29 protein-coding genes are annotated in these 26,986 nt (G+C 45.9%); 21 read left to right on the forward strand and 8 right to left on the reverse strand.

Going from position 1 to position 26,986, the window contains the following annotated elements:
* Positions 1-7 precede the first annotated feature (7 nt).
* Positions 8-172, reverse strand: coding sequence for a hypothetical protein (locus FHS68_RS10180; RefSeq protein ID WP_167269688.1), 165 nt, complete (start codon positions 170-172; stop codon positions 8-10).
* A gap of 115 nt (positions 173-287) precedes the next feature.
* On the opposite strand from FHS68_RS10180, the gene FHS68_RS10185 reads away from it, so the two are divergent.
* Together FHS68_RS10185 and FHS68_RS10190 are read left to right on the forward strand one after the other, a co-directional pair.
* The gene (locus FHS68_RS10185) at positions 288-1,238 is read left to right on the forward strand and encodes a helix-turn-helix domain-containing protein (RefSeq protein ID WP_167269690.1); all 951 of its coding nucleotides are present in this window, start codon (positions 288-290) and stop codon (positions 1,236-1,238) included.
* A gap of 78 nt (positions 1,239-1,316) precedes the next feature.
* Complete coding sequence (locus FHS68_RS10190; RefSeq protein WP_167269692.1) at positions 1,317-2,069, forward strand: SDR family oxidoreductase; 753 nt, start codon at positions 1,317-1,319, stop codon at positions 2,067-2,069.
* Between the two features lie 76 nt (positions 2,070-2,145).
* Here FHS68_RS10190 and FHS68_RS10195 read toward each other — a convergent pair whose 3' ends face one another.
* A complete protein-coding gene (locus FHS68_RS10195) occupies positions 2,146-2,385 on the reverse strand; it encodes a thioredoxin family protein (RefSeq protein WP_167269694.1) in 240 nt (79 codons plus the stop codon).
* Between the two features lie 270 nt (positions 2,386-2,655).
* Between FHS68_RS10195 and FHS68_RS10200 the strand changes: the two genes are divergently transcribed.
* The 3 genes from FHS68_RS10200 (at position 2,656) to FHS68_RS10215 (ending at position 6,425) form a co-directional block, all read left to right on the forward strand.
* Positions 2,656-3,252, forward strand: a complete 597-nt coding sequence (locus FHS68_RS10200) for a beta-class carbonic anhydrase (RefSeq protein WP_167269696.1) — start codon at positions 2,656-2,658, stop codon at positions 3,250-3,252.
* Positions 3,253-3,391: 139 nt separating this feature from the next.
* The gene (locus FHS68_RS10205) at positions 3,392-5,089 is read left to right on the forward strand and encodes a glycosyltransferase family protein (RefSeq protein ID WP_167269698.1); all 1,698 of its coding nucleotides are present in this window, start codon (positions 3,392-3,394) and stop codon (positions 5,087-5,089) included.
* Positions 5,090-5,234: 145 nt separating this feature from the next.
* Entirely contained in the window at positions 5,235-6,425 is a 1,191-nt protein-coding gene (locus FHS68_RS10215; protein ID WP_167269700.1) for a winged helix-turn-helix domain-containing protein, read from the forward strand.
* Positions 6,426-6,450: 25 nt separating this feature from the next.
* On the opposite strand, the gene FHS68_RS10220 is transcribed toward FHS68_RS10215, so the two are convergent.
* Positions 6,451-6,639, reverse strand: coding sequence for a hypothetical protein (locus FHS68_RS10220; RefSeq protein ID WP_167269702.1), 189 nt, complete (start codon positions 6,637-6,639; stop codon positions 6,451-6,453).
* Positions 6,640-6,896: 257 nt separating this feature from the next.
* On the opposite strand from FHS68_RS10220, the gene FHS68_RS10225 reads away from it, so the two are divergent.
* Positions 6,897-7,787, forward strand: a complete 891-nt coding sequence (locus FHS68_RS10225) for a helix-turn-helix domain-containing protein (protein ID WP_167269704.1) — start codon at positions 6,897-6,899, stop codon at positions 7,785-7,787.
* A 73-nt stretch (positions 7,788-7,860) separates the two neighbouring features.
* On the opposite strand, the gene FHS68_RS10230 is transcribed toward FHS68_RS10225, so the two are convergent.
* Positions 7,861-8,391, reverse strand: a complete 531-nt coding sequence (locus FHS68_RS10230; protein ID WP_208408275.1) for an SRPBCC family protein — start codon at positions 8,389-8,391, stop codon at positions 7,861-7,863.
* Positions 8,392-8,562: 171 nt separating this feature from the next.
* On the opposite strand from FHS68_RS10230, the gene FHS68_RS10235 reads away from it, so the two are divergent.
* The 7 genes from FHS68_RS10235 (at position 8,563) to FHS68_RS10265 (ending at position 16,135) form a co-directional block, all read left to right on the forward strand.
* A complete protein-coding gene (locus FHS68_RS10235) occupies positions 8,563-9,300 on the forward strand; it encodes an SDR family oxidoreductase (RefSeq protein WP_167269708.1) in 738 nt (245 codons plus the stop codon).
* 179 nt (positions 9,301-9,479) lie between these two features.
* The gene (locus FHS68_RS10240; protein ID WP_167269710.1) at positions 9,480-10,784 is read left to right on the forward strand and encodes a hypothetical protein; all 1,305 of its coding nucleotides are present in this window, start codon (positions 9,480-9,482) and stop codon (positions 10,782-10,784) included.
* A 10-nt stretch (positions 10,785-10,794) separates the two neighbouring features.
* Positions 10,795-12,045 carry a dipeptidase gene (locus FHS68_RS10245; protein WP_167269712.1) on the forward strand — a complete coding sequence of 417 codons (1,251 nt, stop codon included), beginning with the start codon at positions 10,795-10,797 and terminating at the stop codon, positions 12,043-12,045.
* 35 nt (positions 12,046-12,080) lie between these two features.
* Complete coding sequence (locus FHS68_RS10250; protein ID WP_167269713.1) at positions 12,081-13,559, forward strand: sigma-54-dependent transcriptional regulator; 1,479 nt, start codon at positions 12,081-12,083, stop codon at positions 13,557-13,559.
* A gap of 141 nt (positions 13,560-13,700) precedes the next feature.
* Complete coding sequence (locus tag FHS68_RS10255; RefSeq protein ID WP_229211842.1) at positions 13,701-14,420, forward strand: NRDE family protein; 720 nt, start codon at positions 13,701-13,703, stop codon at positions 14,418-14,420.
* A complete protein-coding gene (locus FHS68_RS10260) occupies positions 14,407-15,519 on the forward strand; it encodes an ATP-grasp domain-containing protein (protein ID WP_167269717.1) in 1,113 nt (370 codons plus the stop codon). Before FHS68_RS10255 ends, FHS68_RS10260 begins: the two co-directional genes overlap by 14 nt.
* Before the next feature lies 1 nt (position 15,520).
* Complete coding sequence (locus FHS68_RS10265) at positions 15,521-16,135, forward strand: LysE family transporter (RefSeq protein ID WP_167269719.1); 615 nt, start codon at positions 15,521-15,523, stop codon at positions 16,133-16,135.
* A gap of 171 nt (positions 16,136-16,306) precedes the next feature.
* On the opposite strand, the gene FHS68_RS10270 is transcribed toward FHS68_RS10265, so the two are convergent.
* The 3 genes from FHS68_RS10270 to FHS68_RS10280 all read right to left on the reverse strand — a co-directional run bounded on the left by FHS68_RS10270 (position 16,307) and on the right by FHS68_RS10280 (position 21,761).
* Positions 16,307-17,398 (reverse strand): glycoside hydrolase family 113 protein, encoded by a 1,092-nt coding sequence (locus tag FHS68_RS10270; protein ID WP_167269721.1) that lies wholly within the window; start codon positions 17,396-17,398, stop codon positions 16,307-16,309.
* A gap of 80 nt (positions 17,399-17,478) precedes the next feature.
* Positions 17,479-17,790: an antibiotic biosynthesis monooxygenase family protein gene (locus FHS68_RS10275; RefSeq protein ID WP_167269723.1), complete on the reverse strand. Its 312-nt coding sequence runs from the start codon at positions 17,788-17,790 to the stop codon at positions 17,479-17,481.
* A gap of 104 nt (positions 17,791-17,894) precedes the next feature.
* Positions 17,895-21,761, reverse strand: coding sequence for a hybrid sensor histidine kinase/response regulator (locus tag FHS68_RS10280; protein ID WP_167269725.1), 3,867 nt, complete (start codon positions 21,759-21,761; stop codon positions 17,895-17,897).
* A 349-nt stretch (positions 21,762-22,110) separates the two neighbouring features.
* Between FHS68_RS10280 and FHS68_RS10285 the strand changes: the two genes are divergently transcribed.
* The 7 genes from FHS68_RS10285 to FHS68_RS10315 all read left to right on the forward strand — a co-directional run bounded on the left by FHS68_RS10285 (position 22,111) and on the right by FHS68_RS10315 (position 25,838).
* A complete protein-coding gene (locus tag FHS68_RS10285) occupies positions 22,111-22,614 on the forward strand; it encodes a hypothetical protein (RefSeq protein ID WP_167269727.1) in 504 nt (167 codons plus the stop codon).
* A 17-nt stretch (positions 22,615-22,631) separates the two neighbouring features.
* Positions 22,632-23,180, forward strand: coding sequence for a YceI family protein (locus FHS68_RS10290; protein ID WP_167269729.1), 549 nt, complete (start codon positions 22,632-22,634; stop codon positions 23,178-23,180).
* 18 nt (positions 23,181-23,198) lie between these two features.
* On the forward strand, positions 23,199-23,657 hold the full coding sequence (locus FHS68_RS10295) for a YHS domain-containing (seleno)protein (protein WP_167269731.1): 459 nt from the start codon (positions 23,199-23,201) through the stop codon (positions 23,655-23,657).
* Positions 23,658-23,684: 27 nt separating this feature from the next.
* A complete protein-coding gene (locus FHS68_RS10300; protein ID WP_167269732.1) occupies positions 23,685-24,128 on the forward strand; it encodes a YHS domain-containing (seleno)protein in 444 nt (147 codons plus the stop codon).
* A gap of 78 nt (positions 24,129-24,206) precedes the next feature.
* Positions 24,207-24,623 carry a DoxX family protein gene (locus FHS68_RS10305; RefSeq protein WP_167269733.1) on the forward strand — a complete coding sequence of 139 codons (417 nt, stop codon included), beginning with the start codon at positions 24,207-24,209 and terminating at the stop codon, positions 24,621-24,623.
* Positions 24,624-24,647: 24 nt separating this feature from the next.
* On the forward strand, positions 24,648-25,385 hold the full coding sequence (locus tag FHS68_RS10310; RefSeq protein ID WP_167269734.1) for a hypothetical protein: 738 nt from the start codon (positions 24,648-24,650) through the stop codon (positions 25,383-25,385).
* A gap of 24 nt (positions 25,386-25,409) precedes the next feature.
* On the forward strand, positions 25,410-25,838 hold the full coding sequence (locus FHS68_RS10315) for a DM13 domain-containing protein (RefSeq protein ID WP_167269735.1): 429 nt from the start codon (positions 25,410-25,412) through the stop codon (positions 25,836-25,838).
* Positions 25,839-25,900: 62 nt separating this feature from the next.
* On the opposite strand, the gene FHS68_RS10320 is transcribed toward FHS68_RS10315, so the two are convergent.
* On the reverse strand, positions 25,901-26,158 hold the full coding sequence (locus FHS68_RS10320; RefSeq protein ID WP_229211843.1) for a hypothetical protein: 258 nt from the start codon (positions 26,156-26,158) through the stop codon (positions 25,901-25,903).
* 273 nt (positions 26,159-26,431) lie between these two features.
* On the opposite strand from FHS68_RS10320, the gene FHS68_RS10325 reads away from it, so the two are divergent.
* Positions 26,432-26,971 (forward strand): type VI secretion system tube protein Hcp, encoded by a 540-nt coding sequence (locus FHS68_RS10325; protein WP_167269736.1) that lies wholly within the window; start codon positions 26,432-26,434, stop codon positions 26,969-26,971.
* Positions 26,972-26,986: the final 15 nt, after the last annotated feature.

Raw genomic sequence — 26,986 nt, forward strand, 5'->3', positions numbered from 1 at the left:
TTTCCATCTAACTATCGAACAACCCTTCCCCCGCACCATCCCGCTCAACTTCCCAGAAATCTTCCAATGCCCCTCCGGATTCAAATGCCAATCCACAGGGATTTGCCAGCGACTGGTCGTCATCCCTGACGCCGAAGCTATTGATTGTGAACTTGTTCTCATATTCCAGCAAAGCATGATAACCCTCGGCTCCCGGCCGGAGCGTATAACCCCGACGACCGGTCGATTAACGAGGATTTGATCCTATCCTATTTTGCCGTAAATTTGATTTTTACAAATCTAAACTCATGACCCCAACCTCTTTTGAAGAACTATGCAGCCGACTTTCCAGCGGGTCTTCAACGGATCTGAGTGCGTTGCTACCCGCCGGGATCCAGCATGAAGTTGGGCATTTCAATGTATTTAACCTGACGGAAATCACACAAACGACCGGGGAAAAACCCACTGTGCCTTACCCTTGTCGTGCGTTCTATAAGATCAGCTTTCTTACCGGGTGTTCACGTGCCGAGTATCCCGATCGCACCATTGATATCTCGCGACCGACGCTCGTATTTTCCACGCCCAAAACGCCTTTCAACTGGTTACCTATTGGCCGTCAAACCGGGCAGTTTTGTGTATTCACCGCGGAATTTCTTCACCCGACCAAAAGCGGGGTGATCATCGACGAACTGCCTATTTTCAGATCGCCCGAACATCCTGTGCATACATTATCGGAAGCAGAGGCTGCGCGCGTTCAAAGCATTTTTGAGAACATGGAGGCGGAAATCACCTCTAATTACGCATACAAGTACGACCTGATGCGCGCCTACACGCTGGAACTGATCCATATGGGCCAGAAGCTGCAATCGACCACCATGCTGCACCCCAACCACAGCGCATTTGCCCGTACAACCTCTTTATTTATTGAGTTACTCGAAAGACAATTCCCACTTGAAAACCCGCAACAAAAAATAGCATTGCGAACCGCAAAACAATACGCCGACCAGCTTGCGGTACATGTCAATCATCTGAACAAAGTACTCCGGGAAACCACGGGGCTTACCACCACGGAACTCATTTCCGGACGGCTTGTGCAAGAGGCCAGGGCATTGCTGCGCCACACCGACTGGACCATTGCCGACATTTCCGACAGTCTGGGTTTTTCCGACTTTGCGCATTTTGCTAAATTCTTCAAAAGTGAAACTTCGTTCTCCCCCGGCGCATTCCGCCGCCAGACAGAAAGTTCGAATTATACATAAAATAGATTGGCCGGAACAAACAGGGGCTTTATCATTTGACGGACTTTTGTATTGTTTTTAATCCATACAAAAAGTCAAATGGCAGCTCAAAAAATCGCATTCATCACCGGCGGAAGCCGTGGTATCGGCAGGGACATCGCATTGAACCTGGCACAAAAGGGTACCGACATATTGCTTACCTATAACAGCAACAAAACCGAAGCGGAAGCAACGGTGGCTGCCATACAATCACTTGGCCGCAAAGCCGTTGCCCTGCAGCTGAATACGGCAGATACCAGTGGCTTCGATGCTTTTTTCGAACAGGCGGGCGCAGCATTAACATCTACATTTGGCGCGGACCGTTTTGATTTCCTTATCAATAATGCAGGTACCAGCCTCACGGCACCGGTTGCCGAGACTACCGAAGCGCAATTCGATGAAATGATGAACATTCACCTGAAAGGCGTTTACTTCCTGACCCAAAAGGCGCTGGGCCACATTCGGGACGGCGGGCGGATTGTCAATATTTCATCAGCCGTGTCACGTCAAAGTTTCTCAGGCGTCTCGGCCTATGCGATCATGAAAGGCGCGATCGATGTATACACCAGGTATCTCGCCCTTGAACTGGGACCGCGGGGAATTTCCGCCAATGTAGTGGCACCCGGCGCAATCTTTGGCGGTGGCGCAATGGAGGATTCGCCCGAGATCAGATCATTTGTTGCGGGCATCACTTCCCTGGGCAGAGTGGGATTTCCGGATGATATAGGCGGTGTCGTGGCTTTTCTTTGCAGCGAGGACGCAAAGTGGATCAACGGTCAGCGCATTGAGGTAACGGGAGGGGTAAATCTTTAAAGTACCTCCCTGCTACTTCTTCCAGTACCTGTCCTGCGTGTATTTTGGCTGCCACCGAGTATGACGGTTAGTTCTATTACAAAGTCTGCTCGCGCAAAACATTGTCAATTTCAGCTTTTGGTGTGACGCCGGTTTTTCGCCAAACTACCTTATTATTTTTGTATAAAATAAGTATTGGTAATTTTATAACACCAAGTTCTTTGGTCAGCCCTTTGTTTTCATAAGCTTCAATCTTAACCACTTTAAGCGAGCCGCTGTTTTCTTGTTTAACAGAATCAACGGTAGGGGCCAATGCCAGGAATAGCAGATTTCTCATAGTTATTGGCGAAGCTTTTTTGTTTGCTCTATTAATCTATCAATATTATAGATTAAATATTTAAATGTAGCTAAACAGAAATAGTTTTTTACATATCTTTACCCTATAATTTTAATAGACTAAAAGAAACCACCTCCCGGTCTATCGGCTTTTGACAGCCATTACCCCTTCACATCCATACAATTCAATCCCGCATATTTGGGCGGAGAGACCTGCTATGACCATCCTTATCCATTTTTAAATTATATCCATTCAAAAATCTCGTTCATCATGTCAGAAACAACAAGTCCGCTTTTACAAGAAGTACTCCGTGCAAACAAGGAGTACAAGGCCAATTTCGGCGATAAGTCGAAGCTCGCGCTTCCCCCTGCACGGCAGTTCGCGATCCTTACCTGTATGGACGCCCGCCTGGACCCAGCAAAATATGCAGGACTTTCCGAAGGCGACGCGCACGTGATCCGTAATGCAGGCGGCCGCGCAAGCGACGATGCGATCCGGTCACTAATCATCTCACACAAGCTTTTGGGGACCAAGGAATGGTTCGTGATCCACCACACAGATTGCGGCATGGAGCTATTCACAGACGACATTATACGGGGCTTGCTTTCGGAAAGTCTGGAGACGGCTACCGTGGATGAAAACGGATGGCGGAACGTGAGCCAGAACGGCGGATCGGATGAAGCGAGGTTCGTTTCTTTCCTTACATTCAATAATCTGGAAAAAAGCGTTGCGGATGACGTCGCAAGGATCCGCCAACACCCGCTGGTAAACCCAGCAATTCCTGTTTACGGCTTCATTTATGACGTAAAATCAGGCAGCCTTATTGAAGTTCCCGAGGCCACCGCCGCTGGCAAAGCGTTGGCATAGTCCTGACTTAAATGTTTAATACAATTACCGTCTCCCACGTATGTTATATGCAGGCGTGGGAGATGCTTTTTTAGTTATTGGTCGTAGAGGACTATATTTGCAGTAGTCTAGGGACCCCCATAACTAATCTTTCTTTGCAATGCTCAATTTCGATAGGTGGCTCACCGGCTACACTTTGTTCGGTTTTTTGTTGGTGCTACTACTATCCCTCCTGTTTTTCAAAACAAAATTTAACGAAAAATCGTCAACCCCTCAGGTTGGCTGGGTATGGGGCGTAGCCTTTTTCGTGATCCTTTTATTTATGCGCTATCCCTTCATTGCCTACAACAAGGAGATGGACATTGACGAAAGCCAGATGCTCGCGCAGGCACTCAGCCTGAAAAATTACTGGATTTATTGGACCTATGTCGATGGTCTCACGCAAGGCCCGCTTGCAAGTTACTGTTTGATTATCCCATCCTGGCTGGGAATGCCATTTGATTACACTTCCGCCCGGCTATTGGGCTATGTTTTTCTGTGCATTACGCTGTTTGCCACTTTCCGGACATTCGCAAATTTATTCAACTGGCAGGCCGCTCTGCTGACGTTTACCCCCATAGCGTTCTTTTATTTGTTAAGCCAGGGTGCGTTTACAACGCTTTATAATGAATATGTGTGCCTTTGCCTGCTCGCATTGTGTTTTTGGCTTTTTTCGATACTATACCGACAGCAAACGCCAGATCCAGTTACTCTTTTTTTGCTTGGTTTCCTTGCCGGAGCAGTGCCGTTTGCGAAATTACAAGGCGTCCCTACCGCCCTGCTGACGGTATTTTTTGCGGGAATACTCGTTCTGATGCGCAGCACTCGAAAGTGGAAAGCCATGGCCGTTTTAATGATAGGCGGACTGTTATTTCCTTTGATCGTGGCCATTTTAGCCATTCGTTTTAACGCCATTGAATATCTGTGGAAGTTCTATATTCTTGGAAACAGCCGGTATTCTAGCGGCGGATCAATCCTGGAAAAGGCGCTTAATTATCTGAATTTCCTGAAAATGTCCGGTCAGTTTTCCTGTCTGGCAGCTGGTTATCTGCTGCTGATTTTGTTTGCCGGGTATAACGGACTTACCAGGTTTTTAAAACTTGGCAAGTCTGGAAGACCCAACCTGCTATTCATTTTCGGCCTGCTGCAAACGCTGATCGCGTTTTATGCAGTGATCAAATCAGGTTATACATTTCCGCATTACCAACAATATATAATTATCCCTCTGGGTTTGTTAACGGGCGTATTGCTGGAAACTGCATTACTAAATTCGCAATGGAGCGCACAGAGAGTCCGGCTGCTTTCCATGACCTTGCTTGTCATGTTGTTTTTGCCTCATCTCATTGCTAAACTGGCTTCAATAGGTGGATATACAAGCAAAATTTCCGCACAAATAAATCATTCAGATCTGGGCAAGCCCCTTGAAATTTCGCAAGTTTCGAAGGAAATCACTCGATATACACAACCAGGAGATGCGATTACAATCTGGGGATGGCATCCTGCTTATCACCTTGAAACCGGGTTGCCTCAGGGAACCGGCGACGTCATTTCCTACCGGATTTTAACGGCTGCACCAGACCAGAAAATATACCAGAATAAATATCTGAGCGATCTGGAAAGCAGGAGACCGGTTGTTCTTGTCGACCAGGTCACGGCGCATTCCTTTTGGTTTAACAATACAATCTCTTATGGACATGAGCACACGCCGAAAATCAGTCATTTCATAGAACAAAACTACAAACACGTTGCTACTGTGAATGACGAACGCATTTATGTACGAACCGATCGCTTGAAGGCGTCTATTGCGCACCACGAGTAATCCAGTGCTCGGTCGCAAACGGCCGATGTGGTACGTGGTTTTGAATTGGGCGGGAATTGATTACCTCAAGAAACCATTTAGTCTGGATCAACATCGGGTTTTGGCAAATAAGTCCGGCAATTGAATCTATCGCTATTTTAGCATAATGGAACCTATTGTCCTCACCAAAACGCAAGCACGGAAAATCATCCTCAATGCCGCCGGACTTGCCCGGAAAGCACAGTTTGGAACAGGGATCGAAGCTGTTTTTCGGGTGATCGACCATTTGGGCTTCGTGCAGCTGGATACGAATTATGTCGTGGAGCGTGCCCATCACCACGTTATGGCCGCGCGAGTGCCGGATTATCAAACAAAATGGCTGGCAGAACTTTGCGAAGATGGCCTTGTGTTTGAGTACTTTACTTCGGATGCTGGCTACCTTCCCATGCACGATTTTCGCTTTTCACTGCCGGTGAAAAAAGCGTTTAAAACCCAGCGTAAACCACTTACCGAGCCGGAAATCAATTTAATGAAGCAGATCCTCGACCGGGCGGAACGGGAAGAGTCGCTCATGGTCGGGGATTTTGAGAACGACCGCGTGGAAGCCAGCTCCGGCTGGTGGGATTGGCGGCCCGCGAAGGTTGCGCTCGAACGGCTTTACCTCGACGGAAACCTGATGATCAGCCGCACCAAAGCATTCCAGAAAGTATATGGCCTGCCACTAGACCTCGTGCCGAGGGAAACCGACCTGAATATGCCCACGGATGAAGAATATGCCCGTTTTGTCATCCGCCGCACATTAGGCGCGCTCGGTATCGCCTATTCCAAAGAAATGGCCTGGCGTGCCCGTTATGCAAAAGGTAATCTGGTGAAAAAAGAACTGGAAAAAATGGCCAGGACCGGCGAAGTAAAAACCGTCATCATCGAAGGCTTGAAAGGTCCGCTCTACACGCTCCCCGATCAGGAAACAAACATTGACATTTCCAATGAAGTCTTCATCCTTTCACCTTTTGATATCCTCAATGTCTTCCGTCACCGCTTAAAGGACTTTTTCAATTTTGATTACCAGATCGAATGCTTCGTGCCCGCCCCCAAACGTCAGTATGGATATTTTTCACTGCCCATACTTGCTGGGGAAACCTTTATTGCCCGAATGGACGCCAAAGCCGACCGCAAACAAAAAGTACTGATCGTCCACAACCTCCATTTCGAACCTGTCGATCTCGACCCAATCACGATTGAAAAGTTTATTCAGGCCTTAAAAGCATTCGTCCAATTCAACAAATGCCGGGATATTTTGTTCAAGAAATCCAATAACGAAAGTTACCGGGAAGCGATTATCGAAAGTTTTTCCTGAACTGAATGCCTTTTGTCCAAATGGCTTACCCTTTGCTTATCCTACTTCTCACTATTACAGTAACTAACCCTACGAAGGTGATCAGATAAACAATTCCCAAACCTACCTTTTTGAATCTAAAAGTCTCAAAATCAAACTCCTTGTACAATGCTACGCCTATAATAACTGCCAAAATGCCTAAGATCATCGGGAACCCATTCTTTTCATTGTTCATTTTCAATTTGTTTAGCGGGAGTTATTTAAGATTTTATTAATGTCTATGTCTCATCTCAAATTTAAAGATTTCTCAGTGACCCACAAGTCGATTTTCGCAAGTGCACAACTGCGCTGGCTGCTGAACTTTGTTCTATTAAAATTTCAAAACATGGAGATCCCATTTTTACCGATTCCGCTGGCGTTAATTTATTTTGGGACATCCTTTTAAAAAGTAACGGTCGGAACCAAATTGCTGCCTGATTATGTACATCAATCATGTATTTACTCAAGAGCACTCAGGAAGTCCCTGCCTACTCCCTCGAACAAGACCCGGTACTCCCTGGAAAATTATTCAGCATAAAAACCTTCGAAGGCGTCCGGCCGCATCAGTCGGAACTGCTTGTACCGCATAAGAAGGAATATTACATGTTTGTACTTGCCCGTCGCGGTGGTTCACGGCATTGGGTCGATATGACGCCTTATGAGACCAGGGACAACACGCTTTATTTCTTCGGGCCTAACCAGGTGATTGTGAAGGAAGAACCAAAATGCATGTGGGGCACGGCACTTGCATTCGATAAAGAGTATCTGGCATTGCACGACAATGCATCGCTGGCCCGGCTGCCGATCGTTCGCAATGAGCAGAACGCATGCGAATTGGTGTTGTCGGAGGCAGATATCGCATTTACGGAGGATATGCTGGCGAAAATCCAGAAAGAGTTTAACCAGCCAGGCGAGTGGCAGCAAAGGATGATCACTGCTTATCTCACTGTGCTGGTGACCTACCTAAGCCGACTTTATAGCGAGCAGTATGAAAGCATGATGACTTCAAGTGACAGTTCGTTCCTGAACAAATATCAGGCAGCCATTGAAGAACATTTCCGCGAAATACACCAGGTAAGCGAATACGCGGCATTGCTTTACGTTTCTCCGGGGCATTTGCGGGATGTCGTAAAAGCCCAGAGCGGAAAACCTGCTATTACGCACATCCAGGAACGCATGGTGCTCGAAGCGCGGCGGATGCTGTTCCATACGGAATATTCACTCAAAGAAATCGGTTTCGACCTTGGTTTTTCGGATGCTTCTTATTTCAGCCGCTTCTTCAAAAGAGAAACGGGCGCCACACCGGCTGAATACCGGGCACTGACCCGCGAAATGTACCAGTGATGCGGGGGTAACTTATTGTTCTGCTCACTCTAACCTATGTCTTATTGCCGCTTCAAGTGCATCCAACATATACTCAGAATGATTTTTCAAGAATGCTTTTCAGAGTTGTCAAGCTTGTATCCATATCTTTCTCAAGCATTTTCACGATCATCGGAAGCATAATGTTCAACGGATAGTTCATATTACTGGCAGTACTCCAGCTTACTTTTGTTTGATCGTCCGTTAAAGATTCAGTTGTCATCTGTGCATGGGCAATTCCTGCAAAAGGCCTTATGAAACGAATTTCCGTTTCAATGTTTTTACCTTCTGTTATCGCTTTAATTTCCTGCTCGCCGTCACCTGCTTTTTTATTTCCATTCCATCCGTAAATAAATCCAACAGTTCCGTCAGTTCCTTTGAATTCCTTTTTCATCCGGGGATCAACCATGACCCACTTACTAAAGTTGTCCTGGTTTCTGATTTGTTTTATATAATCAAAAACTTTTTGTCGGGGAGCATGAATGGTAATTTCACTATAGGTCTTATATCCCTTCTTCATGAAAAATGCAATGATTAAGACCAAAGCAATGATGCCTGCTACTATGGATATAATTGTGGTTATCATATTCATCTTGTCTTTATTGTGGCAGAAGCGTTATTTGACCAAATATACTCAAATTGAGCTGTAAAGTACCTTATCATAAATAACCCGCGAAATGTACCAGTGATGCTGCGTAATGTGTTCTATCTGTGGCTGAGGAACGATCTAATTTTGTCCCAACAAAACAGATAAACTATGAAAACCGTATTGATCACAGGCGCCAACAAAAGCATTGGATTCGAAACCGCCAGGCAATTGCTCAGAATGGGCTATTTTGTATATCTCGGCAGTCGGGATCAACAAAAAGGCCAGGAAGCAGCCGAGCAGCTTAAATCAGAAGGATATGACCATATCGAAGTCATTACGATTGACGTCGATCATGTTGATTCCATTAAAGCCGCACGCCAGACTTTGGGCAGTAAAATCGAATCGCTGGATGTTTTGATCAACAATGCAGGGATCAGCGGAGGCTTCCCGCAAACTGCTGCAGACGTAGATATCAACATTTTTCGCCAGGTATTTGAAACCAATTTTTTCGGCGTGATTGAGACCACCCAGGCATTTATGGACCTGCTCAAAAATTCCCCGGAACCGCGGATCGTCAATGTAACTTCAGGCTTGGGGTCTCTAACCCTGCACAATGACCCCAATTGGAAGTATTATCACGTCAAAGGTGCCGTTTACACTTCTTCCAAGGCTGCATTGAACGCCTACACGATCGTGCTGGCCTACGAGCTGCGCGACACAGCTTTTAAGGTAAATGTGGTCGACCCGGGTTACACCGCTACAGACTTCAACCAGCATAGCGGACCGGGAACCGTTGAAGACGCTGCAGCCCGGTTGGTAAAAGCGGCCACATTAGCAGCTGATGGACCTACAAGTCAGTTTTTCAGCGATGATAATGAGCTGGGAACAGGGATCAGTCCCTGGTAGTCACTCAAACTTACCATTGATTGGGACCACGCTGGTTTCGTCGCCCAGTTGAGCTGGCAATAACTAGCCGATAATACAAAAGGAAGCCGTCTCAGAACAAGTCTGAGGCGGTTTTTTTATTTCATTACTTGCATCATACACACCTTCTGAGGTATATTATCTCTCTAACCACTAAACCCATGAAATTAAACCCACCCATTACCCGGCGCGAAATGCTTGGAATAACCGGTATGGCCGGTTTAACAGCCCTGGCAGGATTTCCAGCTGACGCAGTTCCGCCCACTGCGCAAGCACGGCCCCGAATAGCCTGCCTCGTCACCTACTGGGCTGCTCCGAATTCTCATGCGGACTGGATCCTCACCAAATTATTGGACGGTTATTGGTGGCAGGGCGCTCACACTCCCTCGCGGGTTGACGTGGTCGGCGTTTATATCCACCAATTGGATACAAGCCAGCTGGGCCAGAAAATATGCACAGCCAAAAACATTCCAATCTTTAAAACACCCGGCGAAGCGGTCACACTCGGAGGAAAGGAGCTGGCGGTAGATGGCGTTGTCATCGTCGGCGAACACGGGGATTATCCTACCAATCTGAAAGGGCAGTGGCTTTTGCCACGCTGGTGGATTTATGAGAAAGTGATCCGGGTTTTTGAGCAAAGCAAGCGCTCGGTGCCGGTTTTTAATGATAAGCATCTCTCCTACAACTGGGATGAAGCCAAATGGATGTTTGATAAATCCCGTGAGCTAAACTTTCCTTTGACCGGCGGTTCCTCCATACCGGTCTACTTTCGGAAACCCGAGATAGAAATCGATATCGATGCACCAGTAACGGCATCGATCGTTCTTGGAGGCGCGTCAGATGAGGGGGCCATTTTTCATTGCATCGATGTATTGCAGGCTTTTGTCGAACGCCGGAAGGGAGGTGAGACGGGCGTGAAGTCGGTGCAGTGCATTAAAGGACCTGAAACTTGGAAATGGACCGAAAAAAATCCGTGGGCTGGTAAACTACTTGAATCTGTGAGAGTTAAGTTGGACTTAAAACCGGGACACTTTCAGGAAATCGCCAAGCCAAATGTCTGTATCGTGGAATATAATGATGGGACGAAGGCTGCTGTATATTCAGCTCAAGGCGTAGGCTGGACTTACGCCGGCGAAATCGCAGGGCAAAAAGATCCGACGATCATTTCGATGCTCGGCTGGCCAGGCCCATTCGACCAATATCACGCTTCCAACGCCCAGCCACACTGGATAACCGAGATGATGGTGACCAAAAAAGAACCATTCAATGCAGAACGGCTGCTGTTATCCACCGGGATTACGGATTATTACATGGATTCCAACTGGGAGAATGGTAGGTATTCTGCCGTCGGGCGCAAGATTGAAACGCCGTTTTTGAATATGAAATACCGCTCGACTCGAGGCGCGCAATTTAGTACCGGCGAGCTGCCGCCAAGTTTTCCATATGTGCGGGGGTTTGATAAATAATTTTGAAGCAATGAAACGAAGAGACGTAATAAAAACATTATCCCTTTTGCCGGCGGCCGGTAACATTTTTCCACAGAAACACCTCTTATCCCCTCCCGCCGCTGGAAGCAAGCCAATACCCGACCTGCATCGAGACGCATTTGTCATGGATGGGCATACGCATGTCATGAGCCGCGAGTTGGTGTTGAAAACTGATATCGGCCAGCGTTATCCGGATGGTACCGTCGACCTTCCCAGGGCGAAGGAAGGCGGATTGGACGCGATGTTCTTTTCGGTTTATACGCCTGAAAACTATTATCCCGGCCGGTTTGAGACCAAGAACACGTTCCGCGTGGTAAATCTTGCATTGGACCAGATCAAAAAGAATAATGCGATGATCGAGCTGGCGCTCACGGCTTCTGACATTGAACGTATCAATAAAAAAGGGAAAATGGCGGCTTTCCTCGATCTGGAAGGGGGTTATGATCTTTATGGCGATCTTGATTTGCTTCGCGCGCTTTACAGATTAGGCCTGCGCTCCATGCAGTTAACTGCTCACAGTACTACCAACGCTTTTATCGATGCCTGCAACGATGTGTACACCTGGGGCGGAATTACCGCGCATGGAAAGGCGGTGATCAAAGAAATGAATGATCTTGGCATGGTGATCAATGTGGCCCACGCATCCAACGACGCAATTATTCAGTCGGCAGCTGCCAGTCGGCACCCGGTGATTTATAGTCATGGCGGCTTTCACAAAATAGTGGACCATCCCCGCTGCATTACGGACGAAGCCGCAAAAGCAATTGCCGCAAAAGGAGGCGTTATTGGCGTGCATTTCGGCAGTCTCTTCAATAATCCGAAGTATTGGACATGGCAGAAGCCGAAGAATCCAATCAGGGTACAGCCTGATCCTCAGCCTAAAACCCCGCGAATCTTTAACTCTTATGTCACGACGCAGACTATTGAAGATGTAGACAAGGAGTTTGCGCGCGAGCTTCCATTTACTTTCAAAGGGACCATACCGGACGAGTATTGGATGCATGTGAATCAACTTGCAAAGGTGATTGACTATGGCGTAAAATTAGTCGGAGAGGACCACATAGCCCTGGGTTCTGATTTAGATGGCGGCCCTGAGCTGCCACGTGAAATCAAAGACATCAGCGACTTTCCACAGATCACCACGGCAATGCAGAAGCTGGGTTACAACGATCAACGGATCAAAAAAATCCTGGGGTTGAACTGGCTGCGGGTGATCCGGAACGTAACTGAGGGAAGGTGAAAATTAGTGTTACTTAATCCTGCCCATATTTTACCATGAAAAACGGCTTATCAGGCGAAACAATGAACACGATCCTGATCGTTGACGACACGCCCAATAATATCAGCATACTGTTTGATGTGCTGACCAAATCTGCTTACAAAGTACTGGTAGCTACCGACGGCAAAAGTGCGTTGGAACAAGCTGCATATGCTTTACCCGATTTAATCCTGTTGGATGTAATGATGCCGGGTATGAGTGGATTTGAGACTTGCCGTCTTTTAAAAAACAACACGGCGACCCAAGCTATACCTGTCATTTTCATGACGGCTTTGACAGAAACCATCAACAAAGTCAATGGTTTCAATATGGGCGCGGTCGATTACATTACCAAGCCTTTTGAAATCCATGAAGTGCAGTCACGCATAGGGACCCACCTTGCATTGGCTAACCTAAGACAGAAACTGGAACAAATGGTAACAGACCGCACCGCAGACCTCAACAATGCGCTGGCAGAAGTGGGTCAGCTTAAAGATCAGTTACAGGCTGAAAACGTGTATCTCAAACAGGAAATCAAAGAATCAAAAAATCCGGATGATATCATCAGCCAAAGCAAATCGTTTGAAAAAGTACTCAATAAAATCAGACAGGTAGCACCTACCAACAGTACCGTACTGATCACCGGGGAATCGGGAACCGGAAAAGAACTGCTGGCACGTGCAGTGCATCACCTCAGCAACCGCAAAAACCGCCCGCTCATCAAGCTCAATTGTGCAGCTTTACCAGCCAGCCTGATTGAAAGCGAATTATTCGGTCACGAAAAAGGGGCATTCACCGGTGCTACGGCCCAAAAAAACGGCCGGTTTGAGCTGGCTGACGGTGGCACGCTGTTTCTGGACGAAATCGGGGAAATGCCGCTGGAATTGCAACCCAAATTACTTCGGGTATTGCAGGAAGGAGAATTTGAACGCATAGGAAGTACCAAAACATTGAAAGTAAATGTCCGGATCATTGCAGCTACGAACCGTGACCTGGAAAAAGAAATTGCTGAGGGGCGTTTTCGGGAAGATCTGTATTACCGGCTCAATGTATTTCCCGTCCTGAGCATTCCATTGCGGGACCGAAAAGAAGATATACCCCTGCTGGTCAACCACTTTTGTATGAAACACGGCGCAGACCAGGGTAAGGTCATTGACCAGGTACCTCAAAAAGTGATCGATGCGCTTGTCGCTTACCATTGGCCAGGCAACATCCGGGAGCTGGAAAATGTGGTGGAAAGATCGATTATCATGTCGCCCGGAAGAACATTGATGCTCGACGACTGGTCGCCCAGGAAACCGGCGACAGCGCCAAAGGGAAGCTTAATGACGATGGAAGAATGCGAGCGCGAGCATATCATTCATATTTTGAACAAAACCAACTGGAAAGTGAGCGGCAACAATGGCGCGGCCCAAATCCTGGACATGGTACCGACAACGCTGGATTCCAGGATGCGCAAATTAGGAATCAAGCGACCCGGGCAATTTCCAATTTAAAAGAGATTTCACGAAATATCGGAATACCATTTCCGGAAATATCCCTTTTCAGTTTTCGCATTGAGCTGTTTTACAATTAGTTGTCTATAAAAATGACCTTGGAACAGCTTTTTGACATCCCTTTTAAAAAAGGATGTCAAAATGTGCACAGTAAGTTATCTTCCAGGTCAAAGCGGTTTTATCCTCACTTCCAGCAGGGACGAAAAAATCACCCGTCCAATCGCCCGGCTTTCCGGTCCGGTCATCATTCACGACCGTGAAGTGACATTTCCGCAAGACCCTCTGGGGCAAGGTACCTGGATTGCCAGCTCAAATACCCGTACGGTTTGTCTGCTTAATGGCGCATTTAAGAACCATCAGCCCAGACCTCCTTATAAGTATAGTCGAGGGCTGGTCGTGCTGCACGCATTCGATTATTTTACAATTCAGAGCTTCGCCCATCATTACGATTTCAGCGGTCTCGAACCCTTTACCTTGCTGTTGGTGGAAGTTGGGGAATTGCTGGTGCTGCACTGGGACGGAAGCCAGCTTCTTATTACAGAAAAGGACGCATCAAGAAAACACATCTGGTCGTCGGTGACGCTTTATCAGCCTGATATCATCGCAAAGAGGGAGAAATGGTTTAGCGACTGGATTATCTCAACAAATAACCTGTCACTAGACAACATCCGCAAATTCCACTTGACAGCCGGAGACGGCGACCCGGAGAATGCAGTCCGTATGCGGCGTGATAACCTGTACGCAACCGTTAGTCTCACCAGCGTGGTGCGGTCCGGTACGCACATGGAAATGACTTACGAGGATCTCATTCACGCCGAACCAGCCACCCGATCATTGCTGCAACACCATGTATCCAACTAACAAAATTGATGCGGAAATCGAATTCCGGGAGGACCCGATTTTTGAAAAACCCATCGCATTCAGACCCGCCAAAAGTGCCACACTGATCAGGCTGAAAAGCTGGGAATACTGGCCATTCTCCTTGGTTTACATTCCTGTATTTGTGTATTGGCTGTGGCTATCACTCAAAGCAAGATCATTCTTTTTCTTTTCAGCTTCAAATCCTTCCATTGAGTCTGGCGGTATGCGGGGTGAATCCAAGATTGATATTTTAGACCTGATCGATGAAGCGTACAAACCGGTAACGGTTTTTATTAAACGCACATGCAATGATAGCGCCGTCAAAACCCGGTTCTTCAATGCCGATCTGAATTTCCCGGTTATTGCAAAACCGGATGCGGGAGAGCGCGGCTGGGGTGTCGAAAAGATAGGAACTATGGATGCGTTGCTGGCTTATCATCAAAAAAGTCCTGTCGATTATCTAATCCAGGAGCATGTGAATTTCCCCCTTGAATTCGGCGTGTTTTATTACCGAATGCCCAACCAGCTGTACGGTACAGTATCCTCCATTGTGCAAAAAGAATTCCTGAGTGTGACCGGGAACGGACGGGATAACCTGGGGGAACTGATCCTGGCCAACGACCGCGCAATATTGCAATGGGATTTGCTGAAAACTAAATATGCACAATCGCTTAACGAGGTTGTCGCAAATGGCAGGAAATTGACTTTGGTCTCGGTGGGGAACCATTGTTTAGGAACTAAGTTTTTGAATGCCAATCATTTGATTACACCGGAACTGACAGCTGTTTTCGACCAAATCAGCAAAGGTATCGGAGGGTTCTACTATGGCCGGTATGATCTGAGGTGTCTTAGTCTGCTTGATTTCAATCAGGGAAAAAACATCAAAATCATGGAGCTCAATGGTGCGGGAGCCGAGCCAGCACACATTTATGATCCTACATTTTCGATATGGGAGGGATGGAAAGTATTGCTGCATCATTGGAAAGTACTCTATGAAATAAGCGCCCATAACCACAGAAAAGGCATTCGTTATATGAGCGTTTCAGAAGCTCGTGCAATTTGGAAACGTATCAAAGCTGATAAGCAAAAAAACCGATAAAATGATCTCACTACCACTTAATTTCATCACCGGCCTGATCGTCAGCTTTTTAGGTACACTTCCGTTAGGCGTGCTCAACATTACGATCATGGATGTATCCCTGAAAAAAGGAATGAAATCGGCATTCAGGTTTGCATTGGCTTGCGCAATAGTAGAGCTGGTTTACAGCTACATTTCCGTACAGCTGACCAAATCCATCATCGAGTTTCCAGCGCTAAGACCGGCAACTGAGGTTATCGCTATCGTTACCTTGTTTGGAATGGGCATTTACTACGTCCGGAAACACAACAACCCGACGGCCGGCAAACAAAAAACGGTCTCTTCATTTTACCTCGGAACGATTCTTAGCATTCTTAATGTACTTGCCTTTCCATTCTGGATCCTTTATACCACACTTTTGCAGGGAAAGGGTATTGTAGGGCTTTCGCAGGATTCGCTTATTGCGTTTTATGTCCTCGGAATTTCCATCGGTACCATCGCCGGATTATTACCATTTGCTTATGCGAGCCGCCTTCTAAGCAGGATTATTGCGGTGCACCAACATCGGATGGACCGGATGATTGGCTGCATTTTCATATTGCTGTCGCTTTGTCAATTTGTCTCAATAATAGTATAAATCAATCCGAAAGCGATGAGTACAAAATCCGCAGTACGCAGCATGTGGTATGATAAACAGATGATCATCGTTTCCGTGATATTTCCCCTTTTGTTTTTAACCCAATGTATATCTTTCAGAAAAACGGAAAAATCGGCCGAGGATTATGGTGTTTAGACATGCAGATGGCATCTAATAACTTTTCAGCTTACTGAAGAAGGCATTCAAACCTGACTTACTCTGCCCAGTTATGTAGTCTTTCAGTCCGAGGCTATTCATAAAAGCGCATAAATAGGCAGGATCGATACCTTGTGATTTCGCATATTCTACGCAAAATCCCGGAGGATAATCATAGAGCCCGTGATAAAATACAAACTCTACTTTTCCATTGTCTTTGTGCGGTTTAAGCGCATCAAACATATTCTCGACAAATCTCTGTTGCAATTCCTGTGAGGAATTATTTTCTACGGATGAGGGATAACCAATTTCGGTAAAAGCAAATGATTTCCCACCCGCTTTTTTCGCCATCAATGCAATGTCGGTAATTGCATCAGAAGGAGGCCGCATTTTCCAATTTGGATTTGAATTGTCGGTGGGATAATAGGTATAACAGATAAAGTCGCTGGCCGGTGCAAGCAGATCAAAAATGGCTGGATGATCAACTAACGAATTAAAAGTAATAATTGTACCCACTTTGACGTGCGGTATCTTTGCATGAATGTGGTTAATGGATTGCTGATAAAAAGCCGAAAAAGCACTTAGCTGCAAAGGGTTTGTATTTAAAAACCCATCCACCTCATTTCCAATCAGTATGTGCGAAATCCTGTTGATCGACGGCAAAGTGGAGATGTTGTCAATTAACGTTTTGAAACGGTTAATAACCAATGGATCGTCAAAAGAACGGGCCATAAGATCAGACGGAATTGTTTTTCGGTTGCTGTCAATCACCTTTAATACAAGAATATAACTCTTGAATTTCTTTTGATCCGGATCAATAAGGGTAAGCGGGTTTACAATTTGATTTTGAAGTGAATAAACGGAGGGGCTGGCTTCCAATTCCGGCCATTCCGGGGACATACCAAATAAATTTATCCCTTTTGATGAAACATCATCTACCGCGGCAAGAATGCCGGTTAGTCCTGCCGGTGCGTTTTGATTCAATAGCAGGGATAGTCCCACGAGCCCCACATTTCGATCTGGCAATTGATCCGTCCCAGCTTTATCTGAACATCCGGTCGTTCCAAATGTTAAACAAAAGGCCAATGTCATTTTGAATAATCTCATATCGCAATACGATTTATGCCTAAGTCAGGCAACTCAGATTACTTCGTCCGAATACAAGCTTAAACCAGCCACGCAAAGTGCTAGTTTTCGTATCTTGAAACACCCGTATCAAATGAAACAAATTCACTTGTTGCGTTCAGCCACTCCGTAATGATGGGTGCATTGAAGGTAATCTGTTGCGCCTCCAGAGCCGCCTCTTCACTTTCCCAACGAATAAGCATCAAAAATTCCGAGTCTGTTATTTTTAAGATTTCTGTCCCAACATATCCATTTATTGCAGAAGCGAATTCATCCACCTTAATTCGCCCGTCTAAAAATGCAGCTACATTTTCTTCTATTACTTTGAGCCGGATCACCTCAATGGCCTGGCCTACTTTTAACTGTTTCTCCATTACCGATGAATTTTAATGAGCGTGAACGATTCGATTCCCAGGTTAATTTACAATTTCTACCAATAAGTTAATCGATGAAAAAGAATTAAAAAAAAGCGGCTCTTTCAACGCCCGGCAACCTCCAAAACCTCCGTCAGATACTCCCGTATCTTTCCCATATTAAATTCCCCGGCCCACTTTCGCATCTGTTTTACAAACGAAGCTGCCTGAGGAAATTGCAGCGAGATATCGTCGAGCGAATCGAGGATTCCCTGAATATCCCCTTTCAAAGCATATTCCCGCATTGTTTCAAGCGCTGCATGCGGTGGTAAATAGCCTGTTAATTCAGGCTTTTCGTCCGTTGTCAAAGAAGTGATTGCCTGACGTTGGGTTGCATACGTCCATTCCAGACCAAGTAACCGGCCTATTGATCTCAGCAATATTACAACATCGATGGGTTTGGGCACAAAATCATCGAAACCCTCATTCAGGCTTCGTTTCTGGTTGGGTTCAAATACGTTTGCCGAAAATGCGATCATTCTGGTATTGCCTAGTGAAATGTTTTCTTTCATTTTCGCAACAGCCTCAAAACCATTCAGATGCGGCATCACGAGATCCATAATCACCAAATCAGGAACAGAAGTGGCGGCAAGTTCCACTGCTTCATTGCCATCGGAAGCTTCCAATACAAGAAAACCCAGCGAAGCCAGCAATTCATGCACGACCATACGGTTCTCTATATGATCGTCCACGATCAGGACGGTCTTTCTGACCCCTGCATAACCGACAATGTCCCGCTCAGACAATGCAGCTGCGGATTCGCCGACAACCTGCCTGAGCGTGAGTCCCAAAATGAACACACTGCCCTGCCCTATCTTGCTGGTTACATCCAACGTACCATTCATTAGTCCAACGAGATTACTGGCAATCGCAAGCCCCAGGCCGGTACCTTCCGAGAATAGCCGCCGGTCCCTTACCTGATGGAAAGGAAGAAATATTTCACCAAGGTATTCCTCAGAAATCCCAATGCCTGTGTCCTCTACTTCGAATTTGGTCTCGAAAAAATCTGCATTCAATTTTTCCGCACTAACCCGAAAGATAACCCCTCCTTTTTCCGTGAATTTGATTGCATTGCCCAGCAGGTTGTTCAGCACCTGAGTGATGCGCTTTTCGTCTCCTGCAACCATTTCCGGCAAATCTCCGGACATGATCATTTTAAAAGAAAGCCCTTTTTCTTCAGCCCTTGACTGAAACAGGCTGGTCATATCGTGGAGTAAACCCAAGAGACTGAACGCATTATCTTGAATTTCGAGCCGTTGTGCTTCTATTTTCGATATATCCAATACTTCATTGATCAGGTTTAGCAGATGCTCGCCACTTTTCCGGATAATAGTAAGCCCTTTCTCCTGACTTGCATTCAAAGTCGGTTCACGCTGAAGTACCTGCGCAAATCCAAGGATCCCATTCAGCGGTGTCCTTAATTCGTGGCTCATATTAGCCAAAAACTCGCTTTTCGCCTGGTTAGCCTTTTCGGCGGTCTCTTTGGCCAATTGCAGGCGGGCGGCCTGTTCCACAAGCTCCTCTTTTTGCAGGACTACTTCCGCAGTACGGCTGTCCACCAGGTTTTCCAGTTTGACTTTTTCATTACTTAGACGCCTGGTATACAACCAAACGAGAAGGTAAACAACAATAATCGCACATACTGCATACAACAGGTACGCCCACCAGGTTCGGAACCAGGGATCCAGAATGTCAAATGCAAAGCTACTTTCCTGGCTTAATTCACGATAAGGGTTTCTGGCCATGACATGAAAAACGTAATGTCCCGGGGGCAGATTGGTGTAATCTTTCCAGCTCTCCTTTGACCAGCGCGACCATTCCAGGTCCGTCGGCATGACGCCGTTCCCGATGAGCTTGTAGCGAAACTCGTTTCCGGTCTCCCCTACATAACTTGTTGCCGCGAACCTGAAAGAAAGGTCACGCAAGTTGTAGGGTAAAGGCGTTTGCAGCACACCTGCCTGATTTGGGTTTTGTTTATTAATATTTAATAATGAATCATTTAACAACAATTTGACTTCCCTCAGCAGTACGGGATATGAGGGGTGCATAGCCATCTGGATACCGTCATAGCGATACAAGCCCTCGTCATTTCCAACCCAAACAATGCCTGTTTTTTCCGGATAAATGCAGTAGCCTGTCCGCTGGATCGGCATGAGACTTAGACTGTCCCACTCCGCTTTTCCATCGGGCTTCCGCCTCAAAACGCCCAGCGGGCTTGCAAACCACCAGTTTCTCGCGCTATCTTCTACAAAGTATGGTGCACTGTTCACCGGATTGTGGAACATGTCCTGAAAACCTGCTATTTCTACAAACTTTTTCCTTTCGCGATTGAATTCATAAAGGTGATTTTTAGACGTAAACCGGGGTTCTCCTGCGGTTGGGAAGACATAGTTCCATGAGAGGTCATTCAGCCCCGCACCGACGCGGACATGGGATAGGTCCGCTTTCGGACCATTTTTCAGATCAATCCTGAAAAAGCCGTTTTTGTTGGTACCTACCCAAATCGTACCATCCGGATCTTCGGCCAGCGACCGGCAGTCTGCGGCCAGCCCTTTGATTCTGCCTACCTCCTGCCAGGAACCATTTTTCAAGTGATATAAGAACACCCCGTTTGACAGCGCCGCAAAGAGCAAGTCAACCCGCGATTTTGGCCTTAATAATGCATAAACCGACTCGCCTCCAGTAGATAGTACCTGCACCACTTTATTATTAACTATCCTGAAAATATGCTCCGAAGTACCGGCATAAAGATCTGCACCATCCGAAAGCAAAGTCCTGCATGCTGAGGTAATGGCGGACACCGGTTCGAATGAATCCTTTGAGCTGTTCCAACCCAGCAACCCAATGCCAGTCCCGATATATAAGCGGTTTTCATGGCGGGTAATGCTCCAAACCGTAGAATTGATATTCTGGCTAAAACCAAATTTACTGACCGGCAGGTTATACCCGATCTGGCAGATACCACTGCCAGTCATTGCCCAAAGCGAAAGTTGCTTATCAAGATACAAGGAGGCAATGCTATTCTGATTAAATCCCGTCGACGCATCCAACTGCATCTGTTCAATACCTTGTTCATTCAGGATACGGATACCACCGCGCTGACTTGCAATGAAAAACAGGTAGGATTTCGACTCGGCATTGTAGGAGCAGATTGCATTGGTAATGTCTGAATTTCGAAGCCAGTTGTCGGACGCAGTCTTTAAGGGTTGCAAATTGGAAGTAGGCGCTTTTGCAGAATAAATAAGCAGGCCATTCTTCTCAGTTACAGCCATCAGACGGCCATCTGAATATTCAAGCATTGCCTGTATTTTGAGATTCAGAAACTGCTCGCTGCCTGGCGCGGGTTTAAGTTCATCGGAAACCAGTTGCAATAGTTTACCCCCTGACTCCTGAACGTACAGGGTGTTACGGATAAAATTCGCTGTCGAAAAACGGTCTTTTGCCGCCCATATCTTGAAATCGTCTTTCCCGTCGTAACGATATATTTTTTGAGATGTGCAAAAATAAATACCCGTTGAATCGCTGAATAAGCGGTTTACAGGCAAAATGCTGCGTTCCGATAATGGCAACCGGCTGCTGAGCGATACATATTGAAGCTGCCCGCCTGGCTTGGTTAACAAATACCCGAAATCAGTGGATGTACCTACATAAACGACGCCATCCTTACCTACACCGATTGCCTTCACTGCGGTTCCAGGCACTTCGATGAGCTTCCAGTTACTCCCATCATATTCCAATACCCCGCTTTGATTCCCAATATAAAGTACACCTCGCTTATCCTGCACGATCGCCCAGTTCTCGGGGTGTCCGTTATATTGCTTCGGACTGAAATGCTGGATTAAGGGTGTTCCTACACCCTGCGCAAAGACTGCGTGAAATAAGCCTGGTACGCCGCAGAGGAATATCAACAACAGCCTTTCAAAAATTTTCATGTATCCCGAGGTCCTGGTAAATCACTAATCCAATATGTTATAACTGGCTCAATATCTGTTCCTACTCTTCTGCCTGGCTGACGTCCTTCAAATATCGCTGATAAAGATACGCATTGGTACATTTCCCCATTTTAGTCGGGCCCAGCCTCACCTGAATCATTGCTGCTTTATCACGAAACCGCAGAAAGCTTACGAAATATCGTGAATCGGATTTTCTGGCATAACACCAACTTGCATGTAAATATCGCGAATTGAGCCTCAAAAAGCGGTTTTCGATCTCTGGGACTTGACGGCATATACTTTGAAGTAGAAGATTGAAAGAACGCAAGTCAAAACATATTCTGAGGTTATGAAATTACAGGACGTTTCCGTTGAGATTTTGAGTCAGCTCATTGAGATGACGGAACAGTTTTCGCGGGATGAATACACGAGAAACCTGGATCTGTTGTCGACCAATTCTGTTGGACGTCATTTGAGGCATATCCTCGAATTTTATGATCTGGCTGTCCGGGCAGGCAACACCGGCAAACTGAATTACGACAAACGGGAGCGAAATCTACTACTTGAAAACGATCCGCGTGAAGCCATTTTAAAAATGAAGGAGCTCATTGTATTTATCCGGATGATGAAAGATGACATGGTGCTCAAGCTGGAAGCTTCTTACTCCGCGGATGTCAGAAACGACGTGAAGATCACAACTACTTTCTATCGTGAGCTACTTTATAACGTGGAGCATGCCGTACATCACATGGCCATTATGGCCATTGCCGTGAAGGTTGAGTTCCGCCATATCAGGTTGTCTGAAAATTTCGGGATCGCCTATTCAACTATACAGCATAAGCAAACAGCATAAACGATTTAACCTAACCTATGATAAAGTACCTGTTGCTTACCGCCTGCATCATAGCCCCATTCTTGCTGACGGCTCAGACATGGAATGTACAAACCTCCCATATGGCTTTTCAGGCCAGTATGTTTGGGGCTGATGTGGACGGAACATTCAAAGGGTTTAAAGGAACCGTTGTTTTTGATCCTGCCCACCCAGAAACGGCAAGCATTTCAGGAAGTGTGGATGCAGCAACCCTATCTACCAACAACAGCCTGAGGGACCGGCATTTAAAAGAGAAAGACCAGTTTTTCGAGGTAGCCAAGTATCCGAGGATTGTAATGAAGTCGACCAAAATAGGGAAAACGGCTTCGGGATATATCGGAACATTTGATCTGAGCCTCAAAACCGTTACTAAAAGCATAATGATCCCCTTCACATTTACTAAGACAGGATCCAATGCAATCCTAAAAGGATCTGTCGAAATCAACCGGAAGGACTGGAAATTCGGGGGAAATACGCTGGGAATGTCGGATAAAGTAAAACTCGACCTTGAACTGAACCTGTCGTCGCCGATCTCTGAAAACAAATAAATAATTCCATCAAATCCAATGCAAAAGCTACTTATCATTCTATTTCTGGTGTTCAGCGCAACGCAGATTTTCGCACAAGATGCTACCAAAAAGCAAGGTAACATCTCAAAATCCGGCCTTGCCGTCGAGGGCTATGACCCCGTAGCATATTTCACGGTGGGGAAAGCCATCGAAGGCAAAAAAGACATTACTGCTTCCGACGCTGGTGTCACTTACTATTTCTCATCCGCACAAAACCGCGATTTATTCAAAGCTGATCCTGCGAAATACAAGCCGCAATATGGTGGCTGGTGTGCCTATGCCATGGGTGAGAGTGGCGAGAAGGTGGAAATCGACCCGGGGACTTTCAAAATTATCAACGGCAAACTCTATCTTTTTTACAACAAATACTTTAATAACACGCTGAAATCGTGGAACAAAGACGAGCCCAACCTGAAAAAGAAAGCAGACACCAACTGGATCAAATTTTCCAAATAAATCATTCCACTTATCTAAGGAATACTTATGAAAAATTCAATTTTAGTCTCTTTACTCTTCTTTTTTACAGTCGCTGGGGTGTTCGCTCAAAAGTCAGAAGTTTATCAAAGTGACGGCATTGCGATCAAAGGATATGACGCTGTCGCATTTCACACCGAGTCCAAAGCCGTGAAGGGCAGCGAAAAATTCGCCTACCGCTGGAAAGACGCCAACTGGCTTTTCAAAAACCAGGCCAATCAGGACAGGTTCAAAGAAACCCCTGAAAAATACGCTCCCCAATACGGCGGTTACTGCGCCTACGGAACCGCAGACGGCCACAAAGCCCCAACCGAAACGGATACGTGGACGGTGAAAGACAACAAGCTTTATTTCAATTACAACAAGAAGGTACAGGAGATGTGGAGCAAGAACATACCTGGGTACATTGAAAAAGCAGATAAAAACTGGCTGGAAATCAAGGATAAGCCTTGATAGCGCCAGTTAGCTAATAGCTAACAGCTAATGGCTATCAGCTTTCAAAAAGAAATTCAAAAAACAACCATAAACACAATGTCAAAACAACCTAACAAAATCGTATTCTGGCTACTGCGTATTGTATCGGCCGTTATTTTGCTTCAAACCCTGTTTTTCAAATTTACGGCGGCTGAGGAATCGGTTTACATCTTCTCGAAATTGGGGATAGAACCTTGGGGACGCATTGGTTCAGGGTTTGCGGAATTAATTGCAGCAATGCTTATTCTGATTCCCGCAACGACCGGCATCGGTGCTTTAATAGCATTGGGTGTGATTTCCGGCGCGCTGGTTTCTCATCTTACGGTACTTGGAATAGAAGTACTGGGCGACGGCGGACAGTTGTTTATTTATGCGCTTATCGTGTTTGTCAGTTGTGCCATGCTTGTGTTTTTTGAGAAAGATAAGTTACTCTTTTTATTCAAAGGCCTCAGGAGCAACATCTTGAAACGCTGATTTAACCAACACTTCATCAACATTATGAAAACCTGTATCTCATGTCTTTTTTGTTTGCTAATGGTCCCGTTTACCGGTCACGCTCAGCAGATTGAACCGAAAAAAACAAACCAGTTCATTGACCTAGCGGGTACAATCGGCAGCTCTCAGGGCTCCGGGGCATTGTCCTACGTTCACAATTGGCGAATTGGAAGGAAAAGGAAAATCGAAGCAGGCTTAGGCCTGAGATTAACGAGTGTTGCGGGCACAAAGCTCACTTACACCACCGCTGGTCCCGCGAGGCTTACCAGGTCATTTACGACACCATTTGTAATCTTCTTTGCCGGGCAGAAAACTGAGAATTGGGATACCCTGACCGTCCAGCGGCCTTTTGTCAATGCATTGAATGTTACTATCAATTTGGGCTATCAATTTGGCCCGAAGTTTAGCGCAGGATTTAATATTGACCTCATCGGCGCGACGTTCGGGCAAAAGTCTTCTTCTATTTTCCAAAGCAATGGCCTAACCAGCACTGACGCGGCTTCAAAACCCGCGACGTTCAACCTGCTCCTGACGGGTGATCATGACCAGGGGTCATTGAATTCAGAGTTTTTCCTCAAATATCAGATTAATGACAAATGGGGTGTCAGGGCGATTTATCAATTTTTGTTTACCGAGTACACTGCCGGAAGCGTCAGGCAAATTGCCCCGGACGGAACCGCGATTGACCGTTTCAGAAATAAAGCCAACAATTTCGGCGCAGGTGTCTCTTATTCATTTTAATGTTCAAACCAAAAAACTAAGATCATGAAAAATAGCATATTTGTTTTTATCCTAATACTGATTTTCAGCAGCTGCAAAAGGGAAGAGAATACCCCTGTGGAACCGTTAATGGAAACAGTCGATAGTTTGGCCGTAGTTAATGTAATAGGAAATTTCATGGGAATATCGGGAGAATCGGTTTCCGGTATGGCCAAGATTATAACCAGCGACGGACGATACAGTCTGGTGCTGGACCAATTCAGCACAAACAATGGGCCTGACCTGCATGTATACTTGTCCAAGCAGGCGACGCCAAAGGATTTTATAGATCTTGGCTCATTAAAATCGACACGCGGAACACAGGTTTATGAGATAAACGGGACACCGGATTTTAAGGAATACAAATACGCGCTAATCCATTGTCAACAGTTTAATCATTTGTTTGGATCCGCACTTTTGGGTGAAGTAGAATAGAAATTACTTTGTTTGAAGAAATTATTTCCCCTTTTGGCTTGTCCGTTGTTTGGCTTGATCGGTTAATGCGTAGCTTTCTTTTCTAGTAATTGTTTTGATGAATTCGACTTTTTAAATTTTAAGCTACTCCAGTCATCGTCAATTGCTACTTGCCTGACCGGCTCAAAACCATATTTTCCAACCGCAGCAAAACCTGTGTCCCGGTTAAAATCGCACTTGGTTTTCATTGCAGATAATTCGTCTGCAAATGATTCAGGTGCATTGATTGCCACAATTTGCTTGTGCTCCTTGTAGTTTAGCTTTTTAAATAGAGGCGTCATTGTATTCTCGATGTAGAATGACCCAGGGCGGAATGCAATATGATAGCGCTCTTATTTGTCGTTATAAAATTATGTTTACTCCGGAATAGAGTTAATTGTAACTTCAAATGTAGATGCAGCCGATTTTGCTAATGAACTGATAATCAAAGGGACTAAAAAGTAAAATAGTAAGATAGAACAATATAATGTTGATATTATTTAATATCTTGGATATCAATTATTGTATACTTTTTTACTGATTCTATCCTGTCACGTTCGCATTCCCCAAACATTATGAAAAGAAAATTTTACTTCCTAAGTATTGCTTTGTTACTTGTTGCACTGGCCTCGGAGGCGCAGAACATCTATCTGTACTATCCCCCTGTCACAACCGGAGCAGGTCCCGGGGGAATACACGCGGATGAGGTTCCTTTGGGTTCAGTTCAGGGCGGAATCGGCCGGGGCATTTCAGCGGGATCGGGAAGAGAAGCCTCAGCGCCAGCTCTATCAGAATATACATTATCAAAAGTTTATGATAAATCAAGTACAGCATTTTTGCGATTAGCTACATACGGACCCGCATCTCTTGAGAATTATGAGATTAGGTTTTACAGCGGCGAGGGTGCAGGAGAAGTGTTGGTACTTCGCATTGAACTCGCCGAAGTGCTGATTTCCGGATACAGCATAGCTGGTCAGCCTTGCCCCACAGGCAACTGTCCGATCGTTTCGGAAAGCCTTTCCTTGAATTTCACGAAGATCCGCATTACGGACGAAACGAATGATCAATTGCCAGTTTACGAGTGGGACATAGTCAGAAATCGTCCGAACTTTTAATCCCATGGGCCATAT

Source organism: Dyadobacter arcticus (assembly GCF_011762185.1).
Taxonomy (GTDB): domain Bacteria; phylum Bacteroidota; class Bacteroidia; order Cytophagales; family Spirosomataceae; genus Dyadobacter; species Dyadobacter arcticus.

Bases quoted from the DNA above. Each gene is read 5' to 3' on its own strand.
- FHS68_RS10270 (WP_167269721.1), bottom strand. From the start codon at position 17,398: ATGAGATTATTCAAAATGACATTGGCCTTTTGTTTAACATTTGGAACG.
- FHS68_RS10200 (WP_167269696.1), top strand. From the start codon at position 2,656: ATGTCAGAAACAACAAGTCCGCTTTTACAAGAAGTACTCCGTGCAAAC.
- FHS68_RS10315 (WP_167269735.1), top strand. From the start codon at position 25,410: ATGAAAAATAGCATATTTGTTTTTATCCTAATACTGATTTTCAGCAGC.
- FHS68_RS10215 (WP_167269700.1), top strand. From the start codon at position 5,235: ATGGAACCTATTGTCCTCACCAAAACGCAAGCACGGAAAATCATCCTC.
- FHS68_RS10205 (WP_167269698.1), top strand. From the start codon at position 3,392: ATGCTCAATTTCGATAGGTGGCTCACCGGCTACACTTTGTTCGGTTTT.
- FHS68_RS10220 (WP_167269702.1), bottom strand. From the start codon at position 6,639: ATGAACAATGAAAAGAATGGGTTCCCGATGATCTTAGGCATTTTGGCA.
- FHS68_RS10305 (WP_167269733.1), top strand. From the start codon at position 24,207: ATGTCAAAACAACCTAACAAAATCGTATTCTGGCTACTGCGTATTGTA.
- FHS68_RS10285 (WP_167269727.1), top strand. From the start codon at position 22,111: ATGAAATTACAGGACGTTTCCGTTGAGATTTTGAGTCAGCTCATTGAG.
- FHS68_RS10250 (WP_167269713.1), top strand. From the start codon at position 12,081: ATGAAAAACGGCTTATCAGGCGAAACAATGAACACGATCCTGATCGTT.
- FHS68_RS10185 (WP_167269690.1), top strand. From the start codon at position 288: ATGACCCCAACCTCTTTTGAAGAACTATGCAGCCGACTTTCCAGCGGG.
- FHS68_RS10310 (WP_167269734.1), top strand. From the start codon at position 24,648: ATGAAAACCTGTATCTCATGTCTTTTTTGTTTGCTAATGGTCCCGTTT.
- FHS68_RS10300 (WP_167269732.1), top strand. From the start codon at position 23,685: ATGAAAAATTCAATTTTAGTCTCTTTACTCTTCTTTTTTACAGTCGCT.
- FHS68_RS10290 (WP_167269729.1), top strand. From the start codon at position 22,632: ATGATAAAGTACCTGTTGCTTACCGCCTGCATCATAGCCCCATTCTTG.
- FHS68_RS10280 (WP_167269725.1), bottom strand. From the start codon at position 21,761: ATGAAAATTTTTGAAAGGCTGTTGTTGATATTCCTCTGCGGCGTACCA.
- FHS68_RS10235 (WP_167269708.1), top strand. From the start codon at position 8,563: ATGAAAACCGTATTGATCACAGGCGCCAACAAAAGCATTGGATTCGAA.
- FHS68_RS10320 (WP_229211843.1), bottom strand. From the start codon at position 26,158: ATGACGCCTCTATTTAAAAAGCTAAACTACAAGGAGCACAAGCAAATT.
- FHS68_RS10275 (WP_167269723.1), bottom strand. From the start codon at position 17,790: ATGGAGAAACAGTTAAAAGTAGGCCAGGCCATTGAGGTGATCCGGCTC.
- FHS68_RS10255 (WP_229211842.1), top strand. From the start codon at position 13,701: ATGTGCACAGTAAGTTATCTTCCAGGTCAAAGCGGTTTTATCCTCACT.
- FHS68_RS10225 (WP_167269704.1), top strand. From the start codon at position 6,897: ATGTATTTACTCAAGAGCACTCAGGAAGTCCCTGCCTACTCCCTCGAA.
- FHS68_RS10265 (WP_167269719.1), top strand. From the start codon at position 15,521: ATGATCTCACTACCACTTAATTTCATCACCGGCCTGATCGTCAGCTTT.
- FHS68_RS10325 (WP_167269736.1), top strand. From the start codon at position 26,432: ATGAAAAGAAAATTTTACTTCCTAAGTATTGCTTTGTTACTTGTTGCA.
- FHS68_RS10245 (WP_167269712.1), top strand. From the start codon at position 10,795: ATGAAACGAAGAGACGTAATAAAAACATTATCCCTTTTGCCGGCGGCC.
- FHS68_RS10260 (WP_167269717.1), top strand. From the start codon at position 14,407: ATGTATCCAACTAACAAAATTGATGCGGAAATCGAATTCCGGGAGGAC.
- FHS68_RS10190 (WP_167269692.1), top strand. From the start codon at position 1,317: ATGGCAGCTCAAAAAATCGCATTCATCACCGGCGGAAGCCGTGGTATC.
- FHS68_RS10240 (WP_167269710.1), top strand. From the start codon at position 9,480: ATGAAATTAAACCCACCCATTACCCGGCGCGAAATGCTTGGAATAACC.
- FHS68_RS10195 (WP_167269694.1), bottom strand. From the start codon at position 2,385: ATGAGAAATCTGCTATTCCTGGCATTGGCCCCTACCGTTGATTCTGTT.
- FHS68_RS10230 (WP_208408275.1), bottom strand. From the start codon at position 8,391: ATGATAACCACAATTATATCCATAGTAGCAGGCATCATTGCTTTGGTC.
- FHS68_RS10295 (WP_167269731.1), top strand. From the start codon at position 23,199: ATGCAAAAGCTACTTATCATTCTATTTCTGGTGTTCAGCGCAACGCAG.